Annotated in this window: 15 protein-coding genes, 1 tRNA gene and 1 pseudogene; 9 read left to right on the top strand and 8 right to left on the bottom strand. The window is 53.6% G+C overall.

Going from position 1 to position 17,239, the window contains the following annotated elements:
* The first annotated feature begins 167 nt into the window (after positions 1-167).
* From ACZ6J2_RS18970 to ACZ6J2_RS18950, 5 genes and pseudogenes are all read left to right on the top strand, one after another.
* The gene (locus ACZ6J2_RS18970; protein WP_064673828.1) at positions 168-605 is read left to right on the top strand and encodes an acetyltransferase; all 438 of its coding nucleotides are present in this window, start codon (positions 168-170) and stop codon (positions 603-605) included.
* 133 nt (positions 606-738) lie between these two features.
* Positions 739-1,020, top strand: coding sequence for a hypothetical protein (locus ACZ6J2_RS18965; protein WP_404995717.1), 282 nt, complete (start codon positions 739-741; stop codon positions 1,018-1,020).
* Positions 1,021-1,035: 15 nt separating this feature from the next.
* Complete coding sequence (locus ACZ6J2_RS18960; protein ID WP_404995718.1) at positions 1,036-1,281, top strand: type IV secretion protein Rhs; 246 nt, start codon at positions 1,036-1,038, stop codon at positions 1,279-1,281.
* The gene (locus ACZ6J2_RS18955) at positions 1,278-1,622 is read left to right on the top strand and encodes a putative T6SS immunity periplasmic lipoprotein (protein ID WP_224435036.1); all 345 of its coding nucleotides are present in this window, start codon (positions 1,278-1,280) and stop codon (positions 1,620-1,622) included. The genes ACZ6J2_RS18960 and ACZ6J2_RS18955 overlap by 4 nt, the downstream gene beginning before the upstream one ends.
* Positions 1,623-1,633: 11 nt before the next feature.
* Positions 1,634-2,115, top strand: a pseudogene (locus tag ACZ6J2_RS18950) (Hcp family type VI secretion system effector).
* Positions 2,116-2,746: 631 nt separating this feature from the next.
* Here ACZ6J2_RS18950 and ACZ6J2_RS18945 read toward each other — a convergent pair.
* Complete coding sequence (locus ACZ6J2_RS18945; protein ID WP_069303463.1) at positions 2,747-3,088, bottom strand: SymE family type I addiction module toxin; 342 nt, start codon at positions 3,086-3,088, stop codon at positions 2,747-2,749.
* A gap of 91 nt (positions 3,089-3,179) precedes the next feature.
* Here ACZ6J2_RS18945 and ACZ6J2_RS18940 point away from each other — a divergent pair, with 91 nt between their 5' ends.
* Entirely contained in the window at positions 3,180-3,371 is a 192-nt protein-coding gene (locus tag ACZ6J2_RS18940) for a toxin-antitoxin system HicB family antitoxin (protein ID WP_045631216.1), read from the top strand.
* Between the two features lie 43 nt (positions 3,372-3,414).
* On the opposite strand, the gene ACZ6J2_RS18935 is transcribed toward ACZ6J2_RS18940, so the two are convergent.
* From ACZ6J2_RS18935 to ACZ6J2_RS18925, 3 genes are all read right to left on the bottom strand, one after another.
* Positions 3,415-4,326: a retron St85 family RNA-directed DNA polymerase gene (locus ACZ6J2_RS18935; protein WP_471726427.1), complete on the bottom strand. Its 912-nt coding sequence runs from the start codon at positions 4,324-4,326 to the stop codon at positions 3,415-3,417.
* 317 nt (positions 4,327-4,643) lie between these two features.
* A complete protein-coding gene (locus ACZ6J2_RS18930) occupies positions 4,644-5,522 on the bottom strand; it encodes a retron St85 family effector protein (RefSeq protein ID WP_069303464.1) in 879 nt (292 codons plus the stop codon).
* 128 nt (positions 5,523-5,650) lie between these two features.
* Positions 5,651-5,745, bottom strand: a tRNA-Sec gene (locus ACZ6J2_RS18925).
* A gap of 289 nt (positions 5,746-6,034) precedes the next feature.
* Here ACZ6J2_RS18925 and ACZ6J2_RS18920 point away from each other — a divergent pair.
* On the top strand, positions 6,035-7,426 hold the full coding sequence (locus ACZ6J2_RS18920) for a glycoside-pentoside-hexuronide family transporter (RefSeq protein WP_010426452.1): 1,392 nt from the start codon (positions 6,035-6,037) through the stop codon (positions 7,424-7,426).
* A gap of 12 nt (positions 7,427-7,438) precedes the next feature.
* The gene (gene yicI / locus ACZ6J2_RS18915) at positions 7,439-9,757 is read left to right on the top strand and encodes an alpha-xylosidase (protein WP_471726426.1); all 2,319 of its coding nucleotides are present in this window, start codon (positions 7,439-7,441) and stop codon (positions 9,755-9,757) included.
* 60 nt (positions 9,758-9,817) lie between these two features.
* Here yicI and ACZ6J2_RS18910 read toward each other — a convergent pair whose 3' ends face one another.
* Together ACZ6J2_RS18910 and xanP are read right to left on the bottom strand one after the other, a co-directional pair.
* The gene (locus ACZ6J2_RS18910; protein ID WP_069303466.1) at positions 9,818-11,521 is read right to left on the bottom strand and encodes an AsmA family protein; all 1,704 of its coding nucleotides are present in this window, start codon (positions 11,519-11,521) and stop codon (positions 9,818-9,820) included.
* Between the two features lie 119 nt (positions 11,522-11,640).
* Positions 11,641-13,032, bottom strand: coding sequence for a xanthine/proton symporter XanP (gene xanP, locus ACZ6J2_RS18905; RefSeq protein ID WP_073001655.1), 1,392 nt, complete (start codon positions 13,030-13,032; stop codon positions 11,641-11,643).
* Between the two features lie 224 nt (positions 13,033-13,256).
* Here xanP and gltS point away from each other — a divergent pair, with 224 nt between their 5' ends.
* Positions 13,257-14,459, top strand: coding sequence for a sodium/glutamate symporter (gltS, locus tag ACZ6J2_RS18900; RefSeq protein WP_471726425.1), 1,203 nt, complete (start codon positions 13,257-13,259; stop codon positions 14,457-14,459).
* A gap of 2 nt (positions 14,460-14,461) precedes the next feature.
* Here gltS and recG read toward each other — a convergent pair whose 3' ends face one another.
* Both recG and trmH read right to left on the bottom strand, forming a co-directional pair.
* Positions 14,462-16,543: an ATP-dependent DNA helicase RecG gene (gene recG / locus ACZ6J2_RS18895; RefSeq protein WP_471726424.1), complete on the bottom strand. Its 2,082-nt coding sequence runs from the start codon at positions 16,541-16,543 to the stop codon at positions 14,462-14,464.
* Positions 16,544-16,546: 3 nt separating this feature from the next.
* Positions 16,547-17,236, bottom strand: coding sequence for a tRNA (guanosine(18)-2'-O)-methyltransferase TrmH (trmH, locus tag ACZ6J2_RS18890; protein WP_159515238.1), 690 nt, complete (start codon positions 17,234-17,236; stop codon positions 16,547-16,549).
* Positions 17,237-17,239: the final 3 nt, after the last annotated feature.

The raw sequence follows: 17,239 nt of genomic DNA, 5'->3' as shown, positions 1-17,239 counted from the left end.
TGATCTATCATTGCCTGGTTTCCTGAACCAACTTTCGGGCCATTTCCTTGATACGCTCTCTACTTTCAGATGTACGAGAGTTTATAACTTCATTTAAGGTCTTCGTTTTATTGCCTCCATGCTTCTGGATACTTGATTTAATCTCTGCGCTCTATAATGATCCCCCCATGAAAATTGAAACCGCACTTCCCACACACTTCGAACGTCTGGTTGCGATCTGGGAATCCTCCGTCCGCGCCACCCATCACTTTTTGCAGGAAAGCGATATTGCGGCGCTGCGCCCGCTATTGCTTAACGCCTATCTGCCTAACCTCAAGGTCGTGATCGCTCGCGATGACGCAGGCGTTATTCACGGCTTTTTAGGCGTGGATGAAAACCGCATTGAAATGCTGTTTGTTGATGAAGCGAGTCGCGGGAAGGGCGTCGGGAAATTGCTGCTGCAACACGCCATCGCAGCGTTCGGCGCGAACGAAGTGGACGTGAATGAGCAGAATCCGCAGGGCGTGGGATTTTATCGCCATATGGGGTTTGAGCAGGTCGGACGCTCGGAACTGGACGGGCAGGGGAATCCGTTTCCGTTGCTGCATATGCGATTGGGTGAGTAAAAATAATCAGTAGATAATTTAAAACGTTACCGTAATTTCTGAGGGATATAATAACACCCTTATCATTCATTAAAAAAATAATTGTATTAATTTACGGTGATATTAATATAGCTCTCGCAAAAGGAGAGCGCAGATGAGCGATGGAATAAAAATTGGCGGAGTGCGACTGCTAACGCTCGGTGAAATTAACCTTGCCAAAACACTTTATGGTTTAAGTATTCGTTATAATGAAGTGTGGATTCATCGGGGAAGTTATTTGCCCTTCAATATGCAGAATTTCAGAACCGCAATGACGCCAAACGGTGAGATTTATTTTATGGAAGGTACGTATGAAAACGACTTTTCCATGTCCCATCAAAGAATGTCTCGTATCGTCGGAGCGCATCTTTTTCTGCATGACATGATGCATGTTTAGCAGCATCAGCACGGTATGATGGTACGCCTTCGCGGAGCATTCTCCTGGGCTGTCGACTATTCCTACCATTTAGATAAAAATCACTTGCTTGATTACGGTCTCGAGCAACAAGCCTCTATCGTCAGTGATTTCTGGCTGCTCAATACCTATGGATTTGATCCCCGCAGCAACCTGCATAAACTCATTGATTATGACCCATCGGAACCAAAACAGGATCTTCTCAGGCGGTATGAAGCTATTTTAGGAGACTTTCCACAGTGAAACTAAAAATTCTATTCATTCCGATTATCTCAATGTTGACCGGTTGTCCGGGTGAAAACCTGAATATTCCTGAGCAGCGAACGATCATGATAAATGGCAATCATTTTTGTTTTAGTGTTGACGAAAAAGATATTTTGAATGGATATACAATTTCGTCTATGCAACACGGTGAATATAAAGAGTTTGCGGCCGAATTTCAAAGACGTTCATATCCAGATAGTTGTATCGAGATTGCCCTGCCAGCTGGCTATGCCTATGAAATCTCTTATACCTTGAATGAGCGAAATTATTACTATCCATTTTTCAAGGATAATGACGGCAGAGTCATAAATTATCATTAGGAGGAAAGTCAATGTCATTACCCGCGTACATGTTTCTTTATGATGAAAATGGAAACCCGATCAAAGGCAGCTGCAACGTTTCGGGCAGAGAAGGCGCGATTGAGATCCTTAACAGCAATTACCACATCCATCAGGTTTGCAGCGCCAGCACGGGCAATCTTATGGGGGCCAGAGAACATGGGGCATTCACGATCCATAAGCAGATCGACAAAACGTCGCCTTACTTTGCAGATGCCTTATGTCAAAGCAAAAGGCTACAAAAGCGGTTATCCACTACTATGATGTGAACGAAGCAGGATTTGAATTCGAGGTGTACCGCATAACGCTGGATAGTATCGTGATTATGTCTGTCGATGCTGCCCATACCTGGGTTCCGGGGGCGCCTGGTCATAATATGATGGAAAGCATCGGGATTCGTTATCGCGGTATCGAGTGGTTTTATCTGGAAGGACACATTAAATATGAGGATCACTGGAATAAGGTGCCTCAGTGAGGCCGTAGTGAAGATTGGGTCCCTCTCCCTATAGGGAGGGGGATAAATGATTTAGTTAGTGCACTGAACTTAATAATCGTAAAGAGCATTTATGTTCTTTTTGATAAAAGAATGTATAAGCCTACGATTATAACAAAAATCCATATTAAATTCATTGCGGTTTTTTCTGGTAGCCATGTTACGGCAAACAAAGCAAAAATAATGACACATAGCAATGGTACTAAGCCTCGAAGAATGAAGATAATTTGTTCTTTTAACCAGAGCTTGATACTATTCATTACAGTCCACTTTTAGTATGGCCATCTCAAATGTTCTCATAATTTTTACTTCGTCTTTTTATATGATGCCTTGTTCAAAATAAAAATTATCCGTCGATGTCGATCTCATTAAAAAGCTTAATGTGCGAAGTAAAATTAAACTGTGACTGGCCTTGCAAAGCCTCCAACAATAAATGCGATAAAATATTAACAATTAGTGTGATGAATATTTTCTATCTATAAATAGATAGAACGAATGTGCTAAAACTTATTGAAAAATAAAAAGAGGCTTTCATGTAGGGAGACATCTCATATGTCGCCTCCCTCTTTTTGAAGATTAACCCAACTCACTGGCAGTATGTCAGAAACAGCCGCTAAGCTAGGTGGTTTGTATTTGATTTTGCGAGGCGCTTTCCAGGACGGGGAGCTTGGATCGCTGCAAGCGCGTCCTCTATCTCAATAAGCTTCGCCTTCGTTCGTTTATAATCATCCTGCAACCGCTGCTCCTGCTCGTTATACGCCACCAGAACGATGCACCCTTTCATCACCTTTACCGTGACCTGCTGCCCGGTATCAAAGCCCGCCGCGCGCAGCCACTTGCCGGAAAGGATGATTTTCGGCGTGGATTTGTCGAAAACATTCGGGCGGTATCCCACAATTAACGAATGCTCGGTTCCGGATTGGTCGGTGTCTGGGGTAGAATGCGAATCAGCCATAATCAACTCCTTGATAGTTGGTGAGGTTAGACGCTCCGGTTGTGTTCCCGCACATCGGAGCGTTGCAAATACAGGAGGTTTAGGTGGCCTCATGTCAATCATATCGCGCGAAAAAAAACCAAAAGGCGGTGGGCAGTCTCCGCAGTTTAAGATGCGTATTGATCCGGCATTGAAGGAGCAGTTGGATGCTGTGGCGGCTGAGGAAGGTGTGAGCCTCGCCAGCTGGTTAAAGGAGCTAGCGAGGGAGGCTCTGAGGCAAAAGGGAGTAACTCCAAAAGGATAAAATAAGATAAAATTTTGGAAAGTATTAAGCTTAATAATCCTAATTACAACTTTTTATAGTATCGTAATAGCTTATCATGCCTTTCTAAATCAACGCTTTTAATAAAAGCTAAGATGCCAAGAATAATTTCTTTGCTATTAGGATCACCTTTCTTAGAAAGGTGAAATATTTTATTTCTATAAGAGTTATAACTGTTCTGACCGATGCCCAATTTAGGGGTTGCTATAATTCCAGTAATTTCTCTTCGGGAGCGTGCTCCAGAAAGCATTTCTTTCTTTTTGTTTATTGAGTAACCCTCCTCACAAATGATTAACTTAACAACGGTCCAAGCTTTTTTTATAACACTAAGTTTATTACCTGATATTGATATATCATCTGCATATCTGGTATAGGTAAGCGCATGTCTATCACAATATTTCCCAATTCGCTGATCCATTCTCAAAGAAACAAGATTTGATAAGCAAGGAGAAGAGGGGGCACCTTGTGGTAGATAGCCGTTTAAAGTACATATAGATGTTAAATGGAAAGCTATTTTTTTGGAGTAACCAGCGGCTCTGAAAATAGAGTAAACATAGCTCGCTTTAATGCTAGGGAAAAAATCTTTTATATCCAATTTTAGAATATATTGATTTCCGGAATGCGGCTGAACGTTTTGTTTTAATGATATGCCTGATATAAAACCAGTGGCATATGGTGATGACTGCAGTTTTTCGAGAATATTACGTAATATCCATCGTTGCAAAGCTTTTAACTGTCGATTTGGGCTATCAATTGACCTATAACCACTAGTTTTTTTTGGTACTTTGATGTGACAATAGTATCGAGAGTTATCAGTTAAATATTGCGAAAGCAATGCATGTGGCAGTCGTGTCTTAACGGAAAGATCTTCTATGCTTTGTAAGATGGGTAAGGAAAGTAACCTTTGAGTATATAAGCTTTGAGAGTGTTTGGCCAAAATAAGCTCCAAATTAATAAAGCGTAAATGGTGCTAACTCCTAACGGCTAAGGAGAGCCTGGCAGGGCTTAAAAACCCTGGCGCACAGGGTTTTTAAGCCCTGATTGGCTCGTAATGCGCACGAGGCGCCAAAACCACTGGGGGTGGGTTTGGCGAATCGATCGCATTACCATGTTACAGCTAAATTGTAGGACTAGAGGTAATGCTTCTCTATCCTCTGGAACGTCACACCGCATTTAAGGCCTTGCGCGTATGATTAGTTCCCGCTTAGGAGTTAGCTTAGTCATTATTCTATAAACAGAAATGAATGTCTACCCCTAAGGAGACAATTGTTTATTCATTATGGTAACTCTTAAGCTACTTATTTCATTTAATGCATAATATTTATTTTGTATGTCCAAAAAACCACGGCTAGTAATTGAGAATTCATCGCCAATCTTCTCGATAAATAAAGATCTTGTAAGTGAATGTATGGCCGCTTTACATCCAATAACCTCTTGATTGGTTAGTTTTCTTTTGGTAAGTATTAATGCCATTAATTTATGGATAGCATTCATAGATAAGCTATCGAAAAGATAGATTAATAATAATATATGGTTTTGATACAACAGGATGTTATTTATTGATTTGGATTTTCTTCCTGATGGGATCATTTTTTTTACAGTCTTCAATATCGAAGATGTATGCTCTATTTTTTGATTATCAAATTTACTTTGTATGTCTAATATTTTTCCTTTATAAGATCTGACAAGTCTGATCGGGCCATGATTAATGAAGCTCTTATCGCTTTTATATTTTTTAGGCCGCAATACGAGCATTTTTTCTGCTAGTTCTTTTTGCGTTGAAAAAGCACCAAGCTCTGCGAAAGAACCAGGGCTTTCTGGGATTAGGATTATTAAGTCTACTGCTTCAGCTAATTGTTGCTCTAAAGATAATAAGCTGTTACTTGCTTGCCCCTCTAATAGATCTTCAAAAAGATCTTCGGGATATGCCAGCTGATAATTAGTTTTTTGTTCTAGTAGTTGAGATATTTTAAAGCGAAAACTTTCTTTGTCAGATTTATCTTTTCCACAAATAAAGATAACTTTTTTTGTATCATTAATACCATTTGTAATAATGTTTATGATGGAGTCAATATACTTTCTTAAATCTTGATCTGAAAATGACTCTATATTTATAGGCATGTGTACGGACATTTTTTTTTCGTCTTCATGTAATCAGCCAATAAATTTATTCTGCCATAAAAAAAAGCTTGTGTATATTTTCTATTAGTGAAAACGGGGATTAAAGAAGCTGAAACGCCAAAATGCACTAATTCAACTTTTGGCGGAAGATCACAGGAGTCGAACCTGCCCGGGAACGCTGGCGTCCCCAACTGGATTTGAAGTCCAGCCACCTCACCGGAGATGACGATCTTCCGCGCCTCGATTGCTACATGGAGGCGGGGCGCATTATAGCTACTTTCAGGCATTTACCACATACCCCGACACACTTTTTTCACCTCTCTTTTGACCTATACACCCCTGTTTCAGTTAATTCCTAAGAAAATCCTCATGTTAGCCCCTCGTGCTCTCAACATTTACCGCGATCACAAAAAACAAGAAACGTAATCTGCTAACCAGAAAACGCAATACCCGCCTTTGAAACAATGGTTTAAAACCAATGCAACCGGTCTCAGCGCCCCCTACAGCGTGAAGGATAAAAAAAGATGAGCGAAGTATTGTCAGTAAAAGAGAAGATTGGCTACGGCATGGGTGACGCCGCCAGCCACATCATTTTTGATAACGTCATGTTGTACATGATGTTTTTCTACACCGATATTTTCGGCATTCCCGCCGGGTTTGTCGGCACCATGTTCCTGCTGGCGCGCGCGCTGGATGCGATCTCCGACCCGTGCATGGGGCTGATCGCCGACCGCACCCGCAGCCGCTGGGGCAAGTTCCGTCCGTGGATTTTGTTTGGCGCCATCCCGTTCGGCATCGTCTGCGTGCTGGCCTACACCACGCCGGACCTCAGCCTCAACGGCAAAATGGTTTACGCCGCTGTTACCTACACCCTGCTGACCCTGCTCTATACCGTGGTGAACATCCCGTACTGCGCGCTCGGCGGCGTGATCACCAACGACCCGACGCAGCGTATCTCCCTTCAGTCCTGGCGCTTTGTGCTGGCGACCGCGGGCGGCATGCTCTCCACGGTACTGATGATGCCGCTGGTGAACCTGATTGGCGGCGACGATAAGGCATTCGGCTTCCAGGGCGGGATCGCCGTGCTGTCGGTGGTCGCGTTCCTGATGCTGGCGTTCTGCTTCTTTACCACCAAAGAGCGCATCCAGGTGCCGCCGAGCACCACCTCCATGCGGGAAGACCTGCGCGACATCTGGCACAACGACCAGTGGCGCATCGTCGGCGTGCTCACCATCCTCAACATCCTCGCCGTCTGCGTGCGCGGCGGCGCGATGATGTACTACTGCACCTGGATCATGGGCTCGCCGGAGGTGTTCGTCGCGTTCCTCACCACCTACTGCGTCGGCAACCTGATCGGCTCCGCGCTGGCGAAACCGCTCACCGACTGGAAGTGCAAGGTCAGCATCTTCTGGTGGACCAACGCCGCGCTGGCGGTGGTCAGCGTGGCGATGTTCTTCGTCCCGATGCACGCCACGGTGCTGATGTTCGCCTTTATCTTCGTCATCGGCGTGCTGCACCAGCTGGTGACGCCGATTCAGTGGGTGATGATGTCCGATACCGTCGACTACGGCGAATGGACCAACGGCAAGCGCCTGACCGGCATCAGCTTTGCGGGCACGCTGTTTGTGCTGAAGCTTGGCCTGGCGCTGGGCGGGGCGATGATCGGCTGGATGCTGGCAGGCGGCGGCTACGACGCGGCAGCCAAAACCCAGAACAGCGCGACCATCAGCATCATTATCGGCCTGTTTACCCTGGCCCCGGCGGTCTGCTACGTGCTGAGCGCCATCATCGCCAAACGCTATTACACGCTGAAAACCCCTTTCCTGACCAAAATCATGGGCGAGCTGGCGCAGGGCGCGCGCCGCAATCAGCAGGAGTTTGAAAACCTGCCGGTCAGCAAAGAATTACAGAACTAAGAGGACGAGAGTATGAAAATCAGTGATGGAAACTGGCTTATTCAACCGGGTCTGAACGTAACGTATCCGGTGCAGGTGTTCGACGTGGAGCAGCAGGGCAACGACCTGGTGGTGTTTGTTGCGCCGCGCGACGTGCGCGAGCGCACCTGGCAGCTCGACACGTTGATGTTCACGGTGCGCCTGTTTGCCCCGCAGGAAGGGATTGTCGGGGTGCGCATCGAGCACTTCCAGGGCGCGCTGAATAATGGCCCAAACTATCCGCTGAACGTTCTGAAAGACGTGAAGGTAGAGATTGAGAACAACGCCGAGTTTGCCGAGCTGAAAAGCGGAAGCGTCAGCGTGCGCGTCACCAAAGGCGAGTTCTGGGCGCTGGATTTCCTGCGCAACGGCCAGCGCATTACCGGCAGCCAGCTGAAAAACAACGGCTACGTGCAGGACAGCAACACTGACCGCAATTACATTTTCGAACGTCTGGATCTGGGCGTGGGGGAAACGGTCTACGGTCTGGGCGAGCGCTTTACCGCGCTGGTGCGCAACGGCCAGACGGTCGAAACCTGGAACCGCGACGGCGGCACCAGCACCGAGCAGTCCTACAAAAATATCCCGTTCTACCTGACCAACCGCGGCTACGGCGTGCTGGTGAATCATCCGGAAAACGTCTCGTTTGAAGTCGGCTCCGAGAAGGTCTCCAAAGTGCAGTTCAGCGTGGAAGGGGAATATCTCGAGTACTTCGTGATCGACGGCCCGACGCCGAAAGAGGTGCTGAACCGCTATACGCAGTTCACCGGGCGTCCGGCGCTGCCGCCTGCCTGGTCGTTCGGCCTGTGGCTCACCACCTCGTTCACCACCAACTACGACGAAGCGACGGTAAACAGCTTTATCGACGGCATGGCCGAGCGCGACCTGCCGCTGCACGTGTTCCACTTCGACTGCTTCTGGATGAAGGCCTTCCAGTGGTGCGACTTCGAGTGGGACCCGGTGACCTTCCCGGATCCGGAAGGGATGATCCGCCGCCTGAAAGAGAAAGGGCTGAAGGTCTGCGTGTGGATTAACCCGTACATCGGCCAGAAATCCCCGATCTTCCGGGAGCTGAAAGAGAAGGGCTACCTGCTCAAGCGCCCGGACGGCTCCCTGTGGCAGTGGGACAAATGGCAGCCGGGGCTGGCGATTTATGACTTCACCAACCCGGAGGCGTGCCGGTGGTATGCCGACAGGCTGAAAGGCCTGGTGGAGATCGGCGTCGACTGCTTCAAGACCGACTTCGGCGAGCGTATCCCGACCGACGTGCAGTGGTTCGACGGGTCCGATCCGCAGAAGATGCACAACCACTACGCCTACATCTATAACGAGCTGGTGTGGAACGTGCTGAAGGAGACGGTGGGGGAGGAAGAGGCGGTGCTGTTTGCCCGCTCGGCGTCCGTCGGGGCGCAGCAGTTCCCGGTGCACTGGGGCGGTGACTGCTACGCCAACTATGAATCGATGGCCGAAAGCCTTCGCGGCGGGCTGTCGATTGGCCTGTCCGGCTTCGGGTTCTGGAGCCACGATATCGGCGGGTTCGAAAACACCGCCCCGGCGCACGTCTACAAACGCTGGTGCGCGTTCGGGCTGTTCTCCAGCCACAGCCGCCTGCACGGCAGCAAATCCTACCGCGTGCCGTGGGCGTACGATGACGAGTCCTGCGACGTGGTGCGCCATTTCACGCAGCTGAAATGTCAGCTGATGCCGTATCTGTATCGCCAGGCGGCGCTGGCCCGCGAGTTCGGCACGCCGATGCTGCGGGCGATGATGCTGGAGTTCCCGGACGATCCGGCGTGCGATTATCTTGACCGTCAGTACATGCTGGGGGATGCGGTGATGGTTGCGCCGGTGTTCTCCGAAGCGGGGGACGTGCAGTTCTACCTGCCGGAAGGCCGCTGGACGCACCTGTGGCACAACGACGAAATTCAGGGCAGCCGCTGGCATAAGCAGCAGCACGATTTCATGAGCCTGCCGGTCTACGTGCGCGACAACACCCTGCTGGCGCTGGGCAACAATAACCAGAAGCCGGACTACGCGTGGAACGCGGGGACGGCCTTCCAGCTGTTTAACCTGGACGATGGCTCAACGGCGGTGAGCGAAGTGCCTGCGGCGGACGGGGCCGTGGCGTTTACGCTGAAGGCGTCACGTCGGGGCGATATCGTGACCTTAACCGGCGCGGGAGACGCGCAAAACTGGTCCGTGTGCTTGCGCAACGTGCAGAAGGTGGGCAGCGTAAAAGGTGGTTCACACGCGGGCAGCGAGTGGGGCGTGGTGGTGAAAGCGGAGGGGAATGAGGTGGTGGTTCACCTTTGATTCCCCTCACCCTAACCCTCTCCCCAAAGGGGCGAGGGAATGGTTTACTCCCTCTCCCTTTCAGGGAGAGGGCTGGGGTGAGGGTGGTGTTGAAACCACACCGCCCGTCATCGTCTGCTGCACCTGCTGTTTATCCATATTCACCGCGTTCAGCTTGCCGTTCACCGTTGGCTTCAACGGTGCGCTGGCCTGCACGCTGCCGCTGGCGGTGAGCTGAATATTGCCGTCACCCGTAATCGGCAGCGCAGGCCAGCCCCACTGCTGCAGCACATTGAGCGGCACGCCGCGCCCGTTCAGGCTCACCGTGGTCTGCCGCTGCGGCAGCTGCGAAACCGTCGCCGTGGCTTCCAGAATACCTTTCTCGGTAAAGGCGCTCAGGTCGGTAATGTTCACCGTGGCGGCGTTGGCATTCAGCGCCAGCGACGGACGGCGCACGTCCACGCGGTTAAAGGTCGCCGCCGCGCCGTTCAGGGTTGCGCTGCCGCCCCAGATACCCCACTGGCGATCTTTCACCAGCTGCAGGTTTGCGCCATAGCCGTCCAGAGAGGTGATCTGCCACGGGAAGGCGGGATCGATGTCGATCACCAGGTTGCGGCTCAGGCCGAATTTTTGCAGCGTGACGCTGTTCAGCCATTCCGGCAGAGGCTCCATCCACAGCGTTTTCCAGTTTTGCGGCAGGGTGTACTCCAGCCCGGCGATGGCAACATCGTCCAGCACCAGCGCTTTACCGTCGCGCAGCCAGTTACCGGACGTGCGCACCATGCCGCCTTCCCAGCGGGAGGTGAACTGACGCAGCGCCATGCCCTGCGGGGAAAACTCCGCATTCAGGATCGGGTCGAAAAGATGCAGCGAGCCGTAGATAAACTCGCTGGCGTTCATGGACAGGCGGCCTTCCTGGCTCTGCCAGTCGCCTTTGCTGAGAGTCAGGTTGCGCAGGCTTAAATCGAGATCGGTCACCGCCCAGTCCGGGCCCTGAAGCCGGGCGTCGGTTACGTCCAGACGACCAATCTGCAGAGAAGGGATGGAGGCCAGCGGCGCGAAGAACGCCATCAGCGTTTTATCGCTCTGCAGGCGGATCTCATTCAGGCGCATCGTGTCGATAATCCAGCTCCCGTCGGCGTTGCGCAGGGCGGAGCCGGTGAGTGAGCCACGGGCCATGTCGGCACCAATCGTTTTCAGCACCACTTCCTTGCCGTTGAGCTGGCCCTCGATCAGCACGTTAGTCGCCGGTACGCCGTTCAGGGTCAGCGAGCCCGCGCTCATCTGGATCTGCGCGTTGTTCCCCAGCACGTTGCCCGCTTCCGGCTGCCACGGGCTGACGCCGCCCGTGACCTTCTGCGCGCTGAGATCCCATTCGGTATTCGGGCTGTTAAAGGCCATATTGTTCAGCTGCAGGCGATCCGCCTGGAAAGGCAGCGGTGCCGTCTGAGGCGAGAGATTCAGCGTGCCGTCGAACAGGGTGATGGTGTCCATATGCAGCGGATCGGTTATCTGGCGGCTGCTCAGGCCGATATCGACTTTTTTGGCTACCAGCGTGGCGGGTTTACCGTCCCGACCGAAGGTGACGTTTTCCAGAATGATGTGGGAAGGCGACGAAAAGCGGTGATTCATCTTGTCGAAACTGAGTTCGTAGTCGGTATTCACCGTCACCCAGCTGCTGACCTGAGACGCGCCCCAGCGGGTCTGGAGCAGAATGTAGAACGCCAGCAGCACAATGAGCAGGGCTACCAGAAGATAGATGAGGAGCTTTCCAATAAATTTCATGGTCTTCCATCCCGCAAAACGCACATAAGGGAGTTATGCACGATTTATGCGCAATCCTCAAGGCGGGAATGGTGTAATTAGATGTCACGGCAGGCATTGGCTGCCTGCCGTGAAGAGGATCAGTTCTTTTCAGGCGGGAAAACGAGGTTCAGTACGATAGCGGTGATACCGCCCGCGGCAATGCCGGAAGAGAGCAGGTTTTTCACCCAGTCAGGCGCAAACTGCAGGATCAGCGGCTGCTGGGAAACACCCAGACCGACGGCCAGCGACAGCGCGATAATCATGATCGCGCGGCGGTTCAGCGGCTCGCGGGAGACGATACGCACGCCGGAGGCCGCGATAGTCCCGAACATCACCAGCGTTGCGCCACCCAGCACCGGCTCAGGGATGTGCTGCACAAAGCCGCTTACCGCCGGGAACAGGCCGAGAACGATCAGCATCAGCGCCACCACAAAACCGACGTAGCGGCTGGCAACGCCGGTCAGCTGGATCACGCCGTTGTTCTGGCCGAAGCAGGAGTTCGGGAAGGTGTTGAATACCGCAGAGACAAACGAGTTCAGGCCGTTCGCCAGCACGCCGCCTTTCAGACGCTTCATGTACAGCGGGCCGGACACCGGCTGCTCGGAGACGTCGGAGGTGGCGGTGATATCGCCGATGGTCTCCAGAGAGGTGATCATAAAGACCAGCATCAGCGGCAGGAGCAGGCCCCAGTCGATGCCCAGTCCGTAGTACAGCGGCGTGGGGACAGTGATCAGCGCGCTGTTGGTCGGCGCGGTGTTCTCCGGCAGCATGCCCAGCGCCCACGCCAGCAGGTAGCCCGCCGCCATAGCGATCACCAGCGAGGCGACGCGCAGGTAAGGATTACGCTGACGGTTAAGCAGAATAATGATCGCCAGCACGACACCCGCCAGCAGCAGGTTTTTCGGCGCGCCAAAGGTGTGGTCGCTCATTGCGGCATAACCGCCGCCAATGGAGGTCAGGCCCACCTGAATCAGCGACAGGCCGATAATCATTACGACGATGCCAGAAACCAGCGGGGTGATAACGCGGCGAGCCAGATGCAGAACGCGGGAGATGACCATCTCCGTGCAGCTGGCCAGCATCAGGGTGCCGAACAGCGCCGCCATCATGGTTGGGACATCCGCACCGCCGGTTTTCAGCGCCGTACCGCCCATGATAAGCGGTGCCACGAAGTTAAAGCTGGTGCCCTGAATCGACAATAATCCCGACCCCACCGGCCCCCACGCTTTAATTTGAATAATCGAGGCCACGCCGGAGGCGAAGAGAGACATGCTGATAATGTGCTGCGTGTCCTGCGCCGGTAAACCGAGCGCCTGGCAAATCAGCAGCGCCGGGGTGATCACCGCAACAAACATCGCCAGAAGATGCTGGCAGGCGGCGAAAAGCGTTTGCGGCAGCGGCGGGCGATCCTCAAGGCGGTAAATCAGTTCGCTATTTTGCTTCTGCGCAATCGGTTGCGCATCAGGCGACTCTATGGTGTTAACGGACATCGGCGGCAATCCCACGGTGGAAAAGCGGGCATTTTATCTGACCACCTGGTAAAAGCAAACGATTGCCAGCAAAAAAGGGAAGAAAATCTGCCGCTGTAAGCAGGTTTTCTACAACGCGTGGGGAAAAAAAATTACACTTTTTGCGCCGGGGGCTCATGAAGAGCGCAACCCGGCCCAGGATAACGCCGCGTGTGTATGGAACACGCGCATTACAGGAGCCTTTTATGATTCATCTCGATACGTTGTCGACCCTTGTTGCCGCAACGCTGGTTCTTCTGCTTGGTCGCAAGCTGGTACATAGCGTTTCCCTTCTGAAGAAATACACCATTCCTGAACCCGTTGCCGGTGGTCTGCTGGTGGCCCTGGCCCTGCTGATACTGAAAAAAAGCATGGGCTGGGAAATCGATTTTGATATGTCCCTGAAAGACCCGCTGATGCTGGCCTTCTTTGCCACTATCGGCCTGAACGCCAACCTGGCGAGCCTGCGCTCGGGCGGTAAGGTGCTCGGCGTATTCCTGATTGTGGTGGTGGGGCTGCTGCTGATGCAAAACGCTATCGGCATCGGCATGGCAACGCTGCTGGGGCTGGATCCGCTGATGGGTCTGCTGGCGGGGTCGATTACCCTTTCGGGCGGTCACGGAACCGGGGCCGCGTGGAGCAAGCTGTTCATCGAGCGCTATGGGTTTGAAAACGCGACGGAAGTGGCGATGGCCTGTGCGACCTTTGGCCTGGTGCTGGGTGGCCTGATTGGTGGCCCGGTGGCGCGGTATCTGGTGAAGCACTCCACCACGCCGAACGGCAGGCCGGACGATGAGCTGGTGCCGACCGCCTTCGAAAAGCCGGACGTTGGCCGCAGCATCACCTCGCTGGTGCTGATTGAAACTATTGCGATGATCGCCATCTGCCTGACCGTGGGCAAAGTGATTGCGCAATGGCTGGCGGGTTCCGCATTTGAACTGCCGACGTTTGTCTGCGTGCTGTTTATCGGGGTGATCCTGAGCAACGGTCTGGCGCTGATGGGCTTCTACCGCGTGTTTGAACGGGCGGTATCGGTGCTCGGCAACGTCTGCCTGTCGCTGTTCCTGGCGATGGCGCTGATGAGCCTCAAGCTGTGGGAGCTGGCCTCGCTGGCGCTGCCGATGGTGGCGATTCTGGCGGTACAGGCGCTGTTTATGGCGCTGTACGCCATGTTCGTGACCTGGCGCATGATGGGCAAAAACTACGATGCGGCGGTACTGGCGGCGGGTCACTGCGGGTTTGGTCTGGGGGCCACTCCAACGGCTATCGCCAATATGCAGGCGATCACCGAACGGTTCGGACCATCGCACATGGCGTTTCTGGTGGTCCCGATGGTTGGCGCCTTCTTTATTGATATCGTCAACGCGCTGGTGATCAAGCTGTACCTGATGCTGCCGATGTTTGCCTGAAATCAGGCGTTGGAATACCGCTCGGTTTCCGGCATCCAGCGCTCAATTAACGCTGCCGCCTGTTCGGGGTAGCGTTCATGAATATGGCGAGCCAGGCGCTGAACCTCGGGGATCATGGCCTGATCGCGCAGTAAATCCGCTACTTTGAATTCCGCATTACCCGTCTGACGCGTGCCCAGCAGTTCGCCCGGGCCGCGGATCTCCAGGTCTTTTTGCGCAATCACAAAACCGTCGTTGCTGTCGCGCAGCACCTGCAGACGCATCTGGGCGGTTTTGGAAAGCGGTGCTTTGTAGAGCAGTACGCAGTGGGACGCAACCGCACCACGACCGACGCGACCGCGCAGCTGGTGGAGCTGGGCAAGGCCGAGACGCTCCGGGTTTTCGATGATCATCAGGCTGGAATTCGGGACGTCCACGCCGACTTCGATCACCGTGGTGGCGATCAGCAGATGTAAATCACCCTGTTTGAACGACTGCATCACCGCCTGCTTTTCGGCGGGCTTCATGCGTCCGTGAACCAGACCCACGTTCAGCTCGGGCAGCGCCAGCTTAAGCTCTTCCCACGTTGCCTCGGCAGCCTGCGCTTCCAGCAGTTCAGACTCTTCAATCAGCGTACAGACCCAGTAGGCCTGACGCCCTTCCTGGGTGCAGGCGTTGCGCACGCGGTCGATGATATCGCTGCGGCGCGTGTCGGGAATGGCGACCGTGGTGACCGGCGTACGGCCCGGCGGCAGTTCGTCGATGGTGGAGGTATCCAGATCGGCGTAGGCGGTCATCGCCAGGGTGCGCGGGATCGGCGTGGCGGTCATGATCAGCTGATGCGGGTGGAAGCCCTGCTGCAGGCCTTTCTCCCATAATGCCAGACGCTGATGTACGCCGAAGCGGTGCTGCTCGTCGATAATCACCAGCGCAAGACCGTTAAACTGCACCTGCTCCTGGAAGATGGCGTGCGTGCCGACAATCATCTGCACCTGCCCGCTGGCAATAGCCTCCTGTTGCGCAAGGCGCGCTTTGCCTTTTTGCTTCCCGGCAAGCCAGCCCACTTCAATTCCGAGTGGCGCAAACCAGGCGCGGAAATTGTTGGCGTGCTGTTCAGCCAGCAGCTCGGTCGGCGCCATCAGCGCCACCTGTTTACCGTTAGCAATCGCGCGCAGGGCCGCCAGGGCGGCAACCAGCGTTTTACCGGAGCCCACGTCGCCCTGAACCAGGCGCATCATCGGCACGTCGAGCGCCATATCGCGTTCAATCTCGGCGGTGACGCGCGCCTGCGCGCCAGTGGGCTTAAACGGCAGCGAGGCCAGCAGCTTATCTTTGAGCGCATCATTCTGGCTTAACGGCTGAGCGTGGAAACGCTGCGCGCCCGCGCGAAGCGCCAGCATGCTCAGGTTATGGGCCAGCAATTCCTCAAGGATAAGACGCTGTTGGGCGGGGTGTTTGCCGCTTTCTAAATCGCTGAGCTGCAGCGTTGGCGGCGGTCGATGCAGGGTGCGCAGCGCCTCGGGTAGGCTCATCATGCCCTGCGCCAGTTCGGGCGGCAGCAGCTCGGTAATGGCGCAGGTATCCAGCAGCTCCAGCGCCTGATCGGTGAGCTTGCGCAGCGTCGCCTGCTTGATGCCTTCGGTCGTCGGGTAAACCGGAGTGAGCGTCTCCTGTATTTCCGGCGTGCTGAGATCGCCCTGCACGCGGTACTCCGGGTGGATCATCTCTGCGCCGTATTTCCCGCGTTTGGCTTCACCATAGGCCAGCACCCTGCGGCCCGTCGCCAGACTGTTTTTCATCGCCGCGCTGAAGTTGAAAAAACGCATGGTGAGAATGCCGGTGCCGTCGCTGATCTGACAGGTCATCATCCGGCGTCCGCCGAAGGTGATGTTGCAGTTCAGGACTTCGCCTTCAACGGTGGCGTAAATGGCGGGAAGAAGATCGCCAATCTTGTAGAGCTGGGTGCGGTCTTCGTAACGCAGGGGGAGGTGAAGCAGGAGATCCTGCACGGTGTGCAGGCCAATTTTTGCCAGCTTATTGCTTTGCGCCGCGCCCACGCCCGTCAGGCTGTTAAGCGGGATAGCATCCAGCAGGCGGCCTTTCATCGCTTACCCAGCGTACTGCATGGTGGCCCACCACTCGGCATCGGCTTCAATTTCGCCCTGCGCGTTGACGTGGGGGTAAGGCAATTTTTTCTGCTTCGCAACGCGAGCCAGCACCGGATAACCACCTTCAAACAGCAGGCGCTGCTGTTCCTCTTCCGGCAGCATGCTGTTGCTGCGCTCGTACATCCCGGCGTTCTGACGCTGGCGCTGCGCTTCATACAGAATGAGCGCGGACGCCACGGAGACGTTGAGAGACTGGACCATGCCGATCATCGGAATGATGATGTCCCGATCCGCCAGATCCAGCGCTTCCCGGGTGATCCCGGTTTTCTCCTGACCCATCAAAATGCAGGTCGGGCGGGTGTAGTCGATCTCGCGAAAATCTACGGCTTTAGCGGACAGGTTAGTGGCCAGGATCTGCATCCCGCGCCCTTTCAGGTGCGATACGGCTTCGCCAATGGTGTGATGGTTTTTGACAGACACCCAGCTGTTGCTGCCTGCCGCCGCCGAGACCGTATTGCGCATACGGCCGTCCGGCCAGACGGCGTGCACTTCATGCACACCGACGGCATCTGCGGTACGGACGATAGCAGAGACGTTATGAGGTTTATGCACCTGCTCCATGCAGACCGTCAGGTCAGGCTGACGCCTGGCGAGCATTTCGCAGATACGTGCATAACGTTGTGAATTCATAAA

This window comes from Enterobacter sp. E14S, from assembly GCF_055666685.1.
Note: the sequence above shows the minus strand (reverse complement) of the source record. Positions and strands in the feature narration are given on the sequence as shown.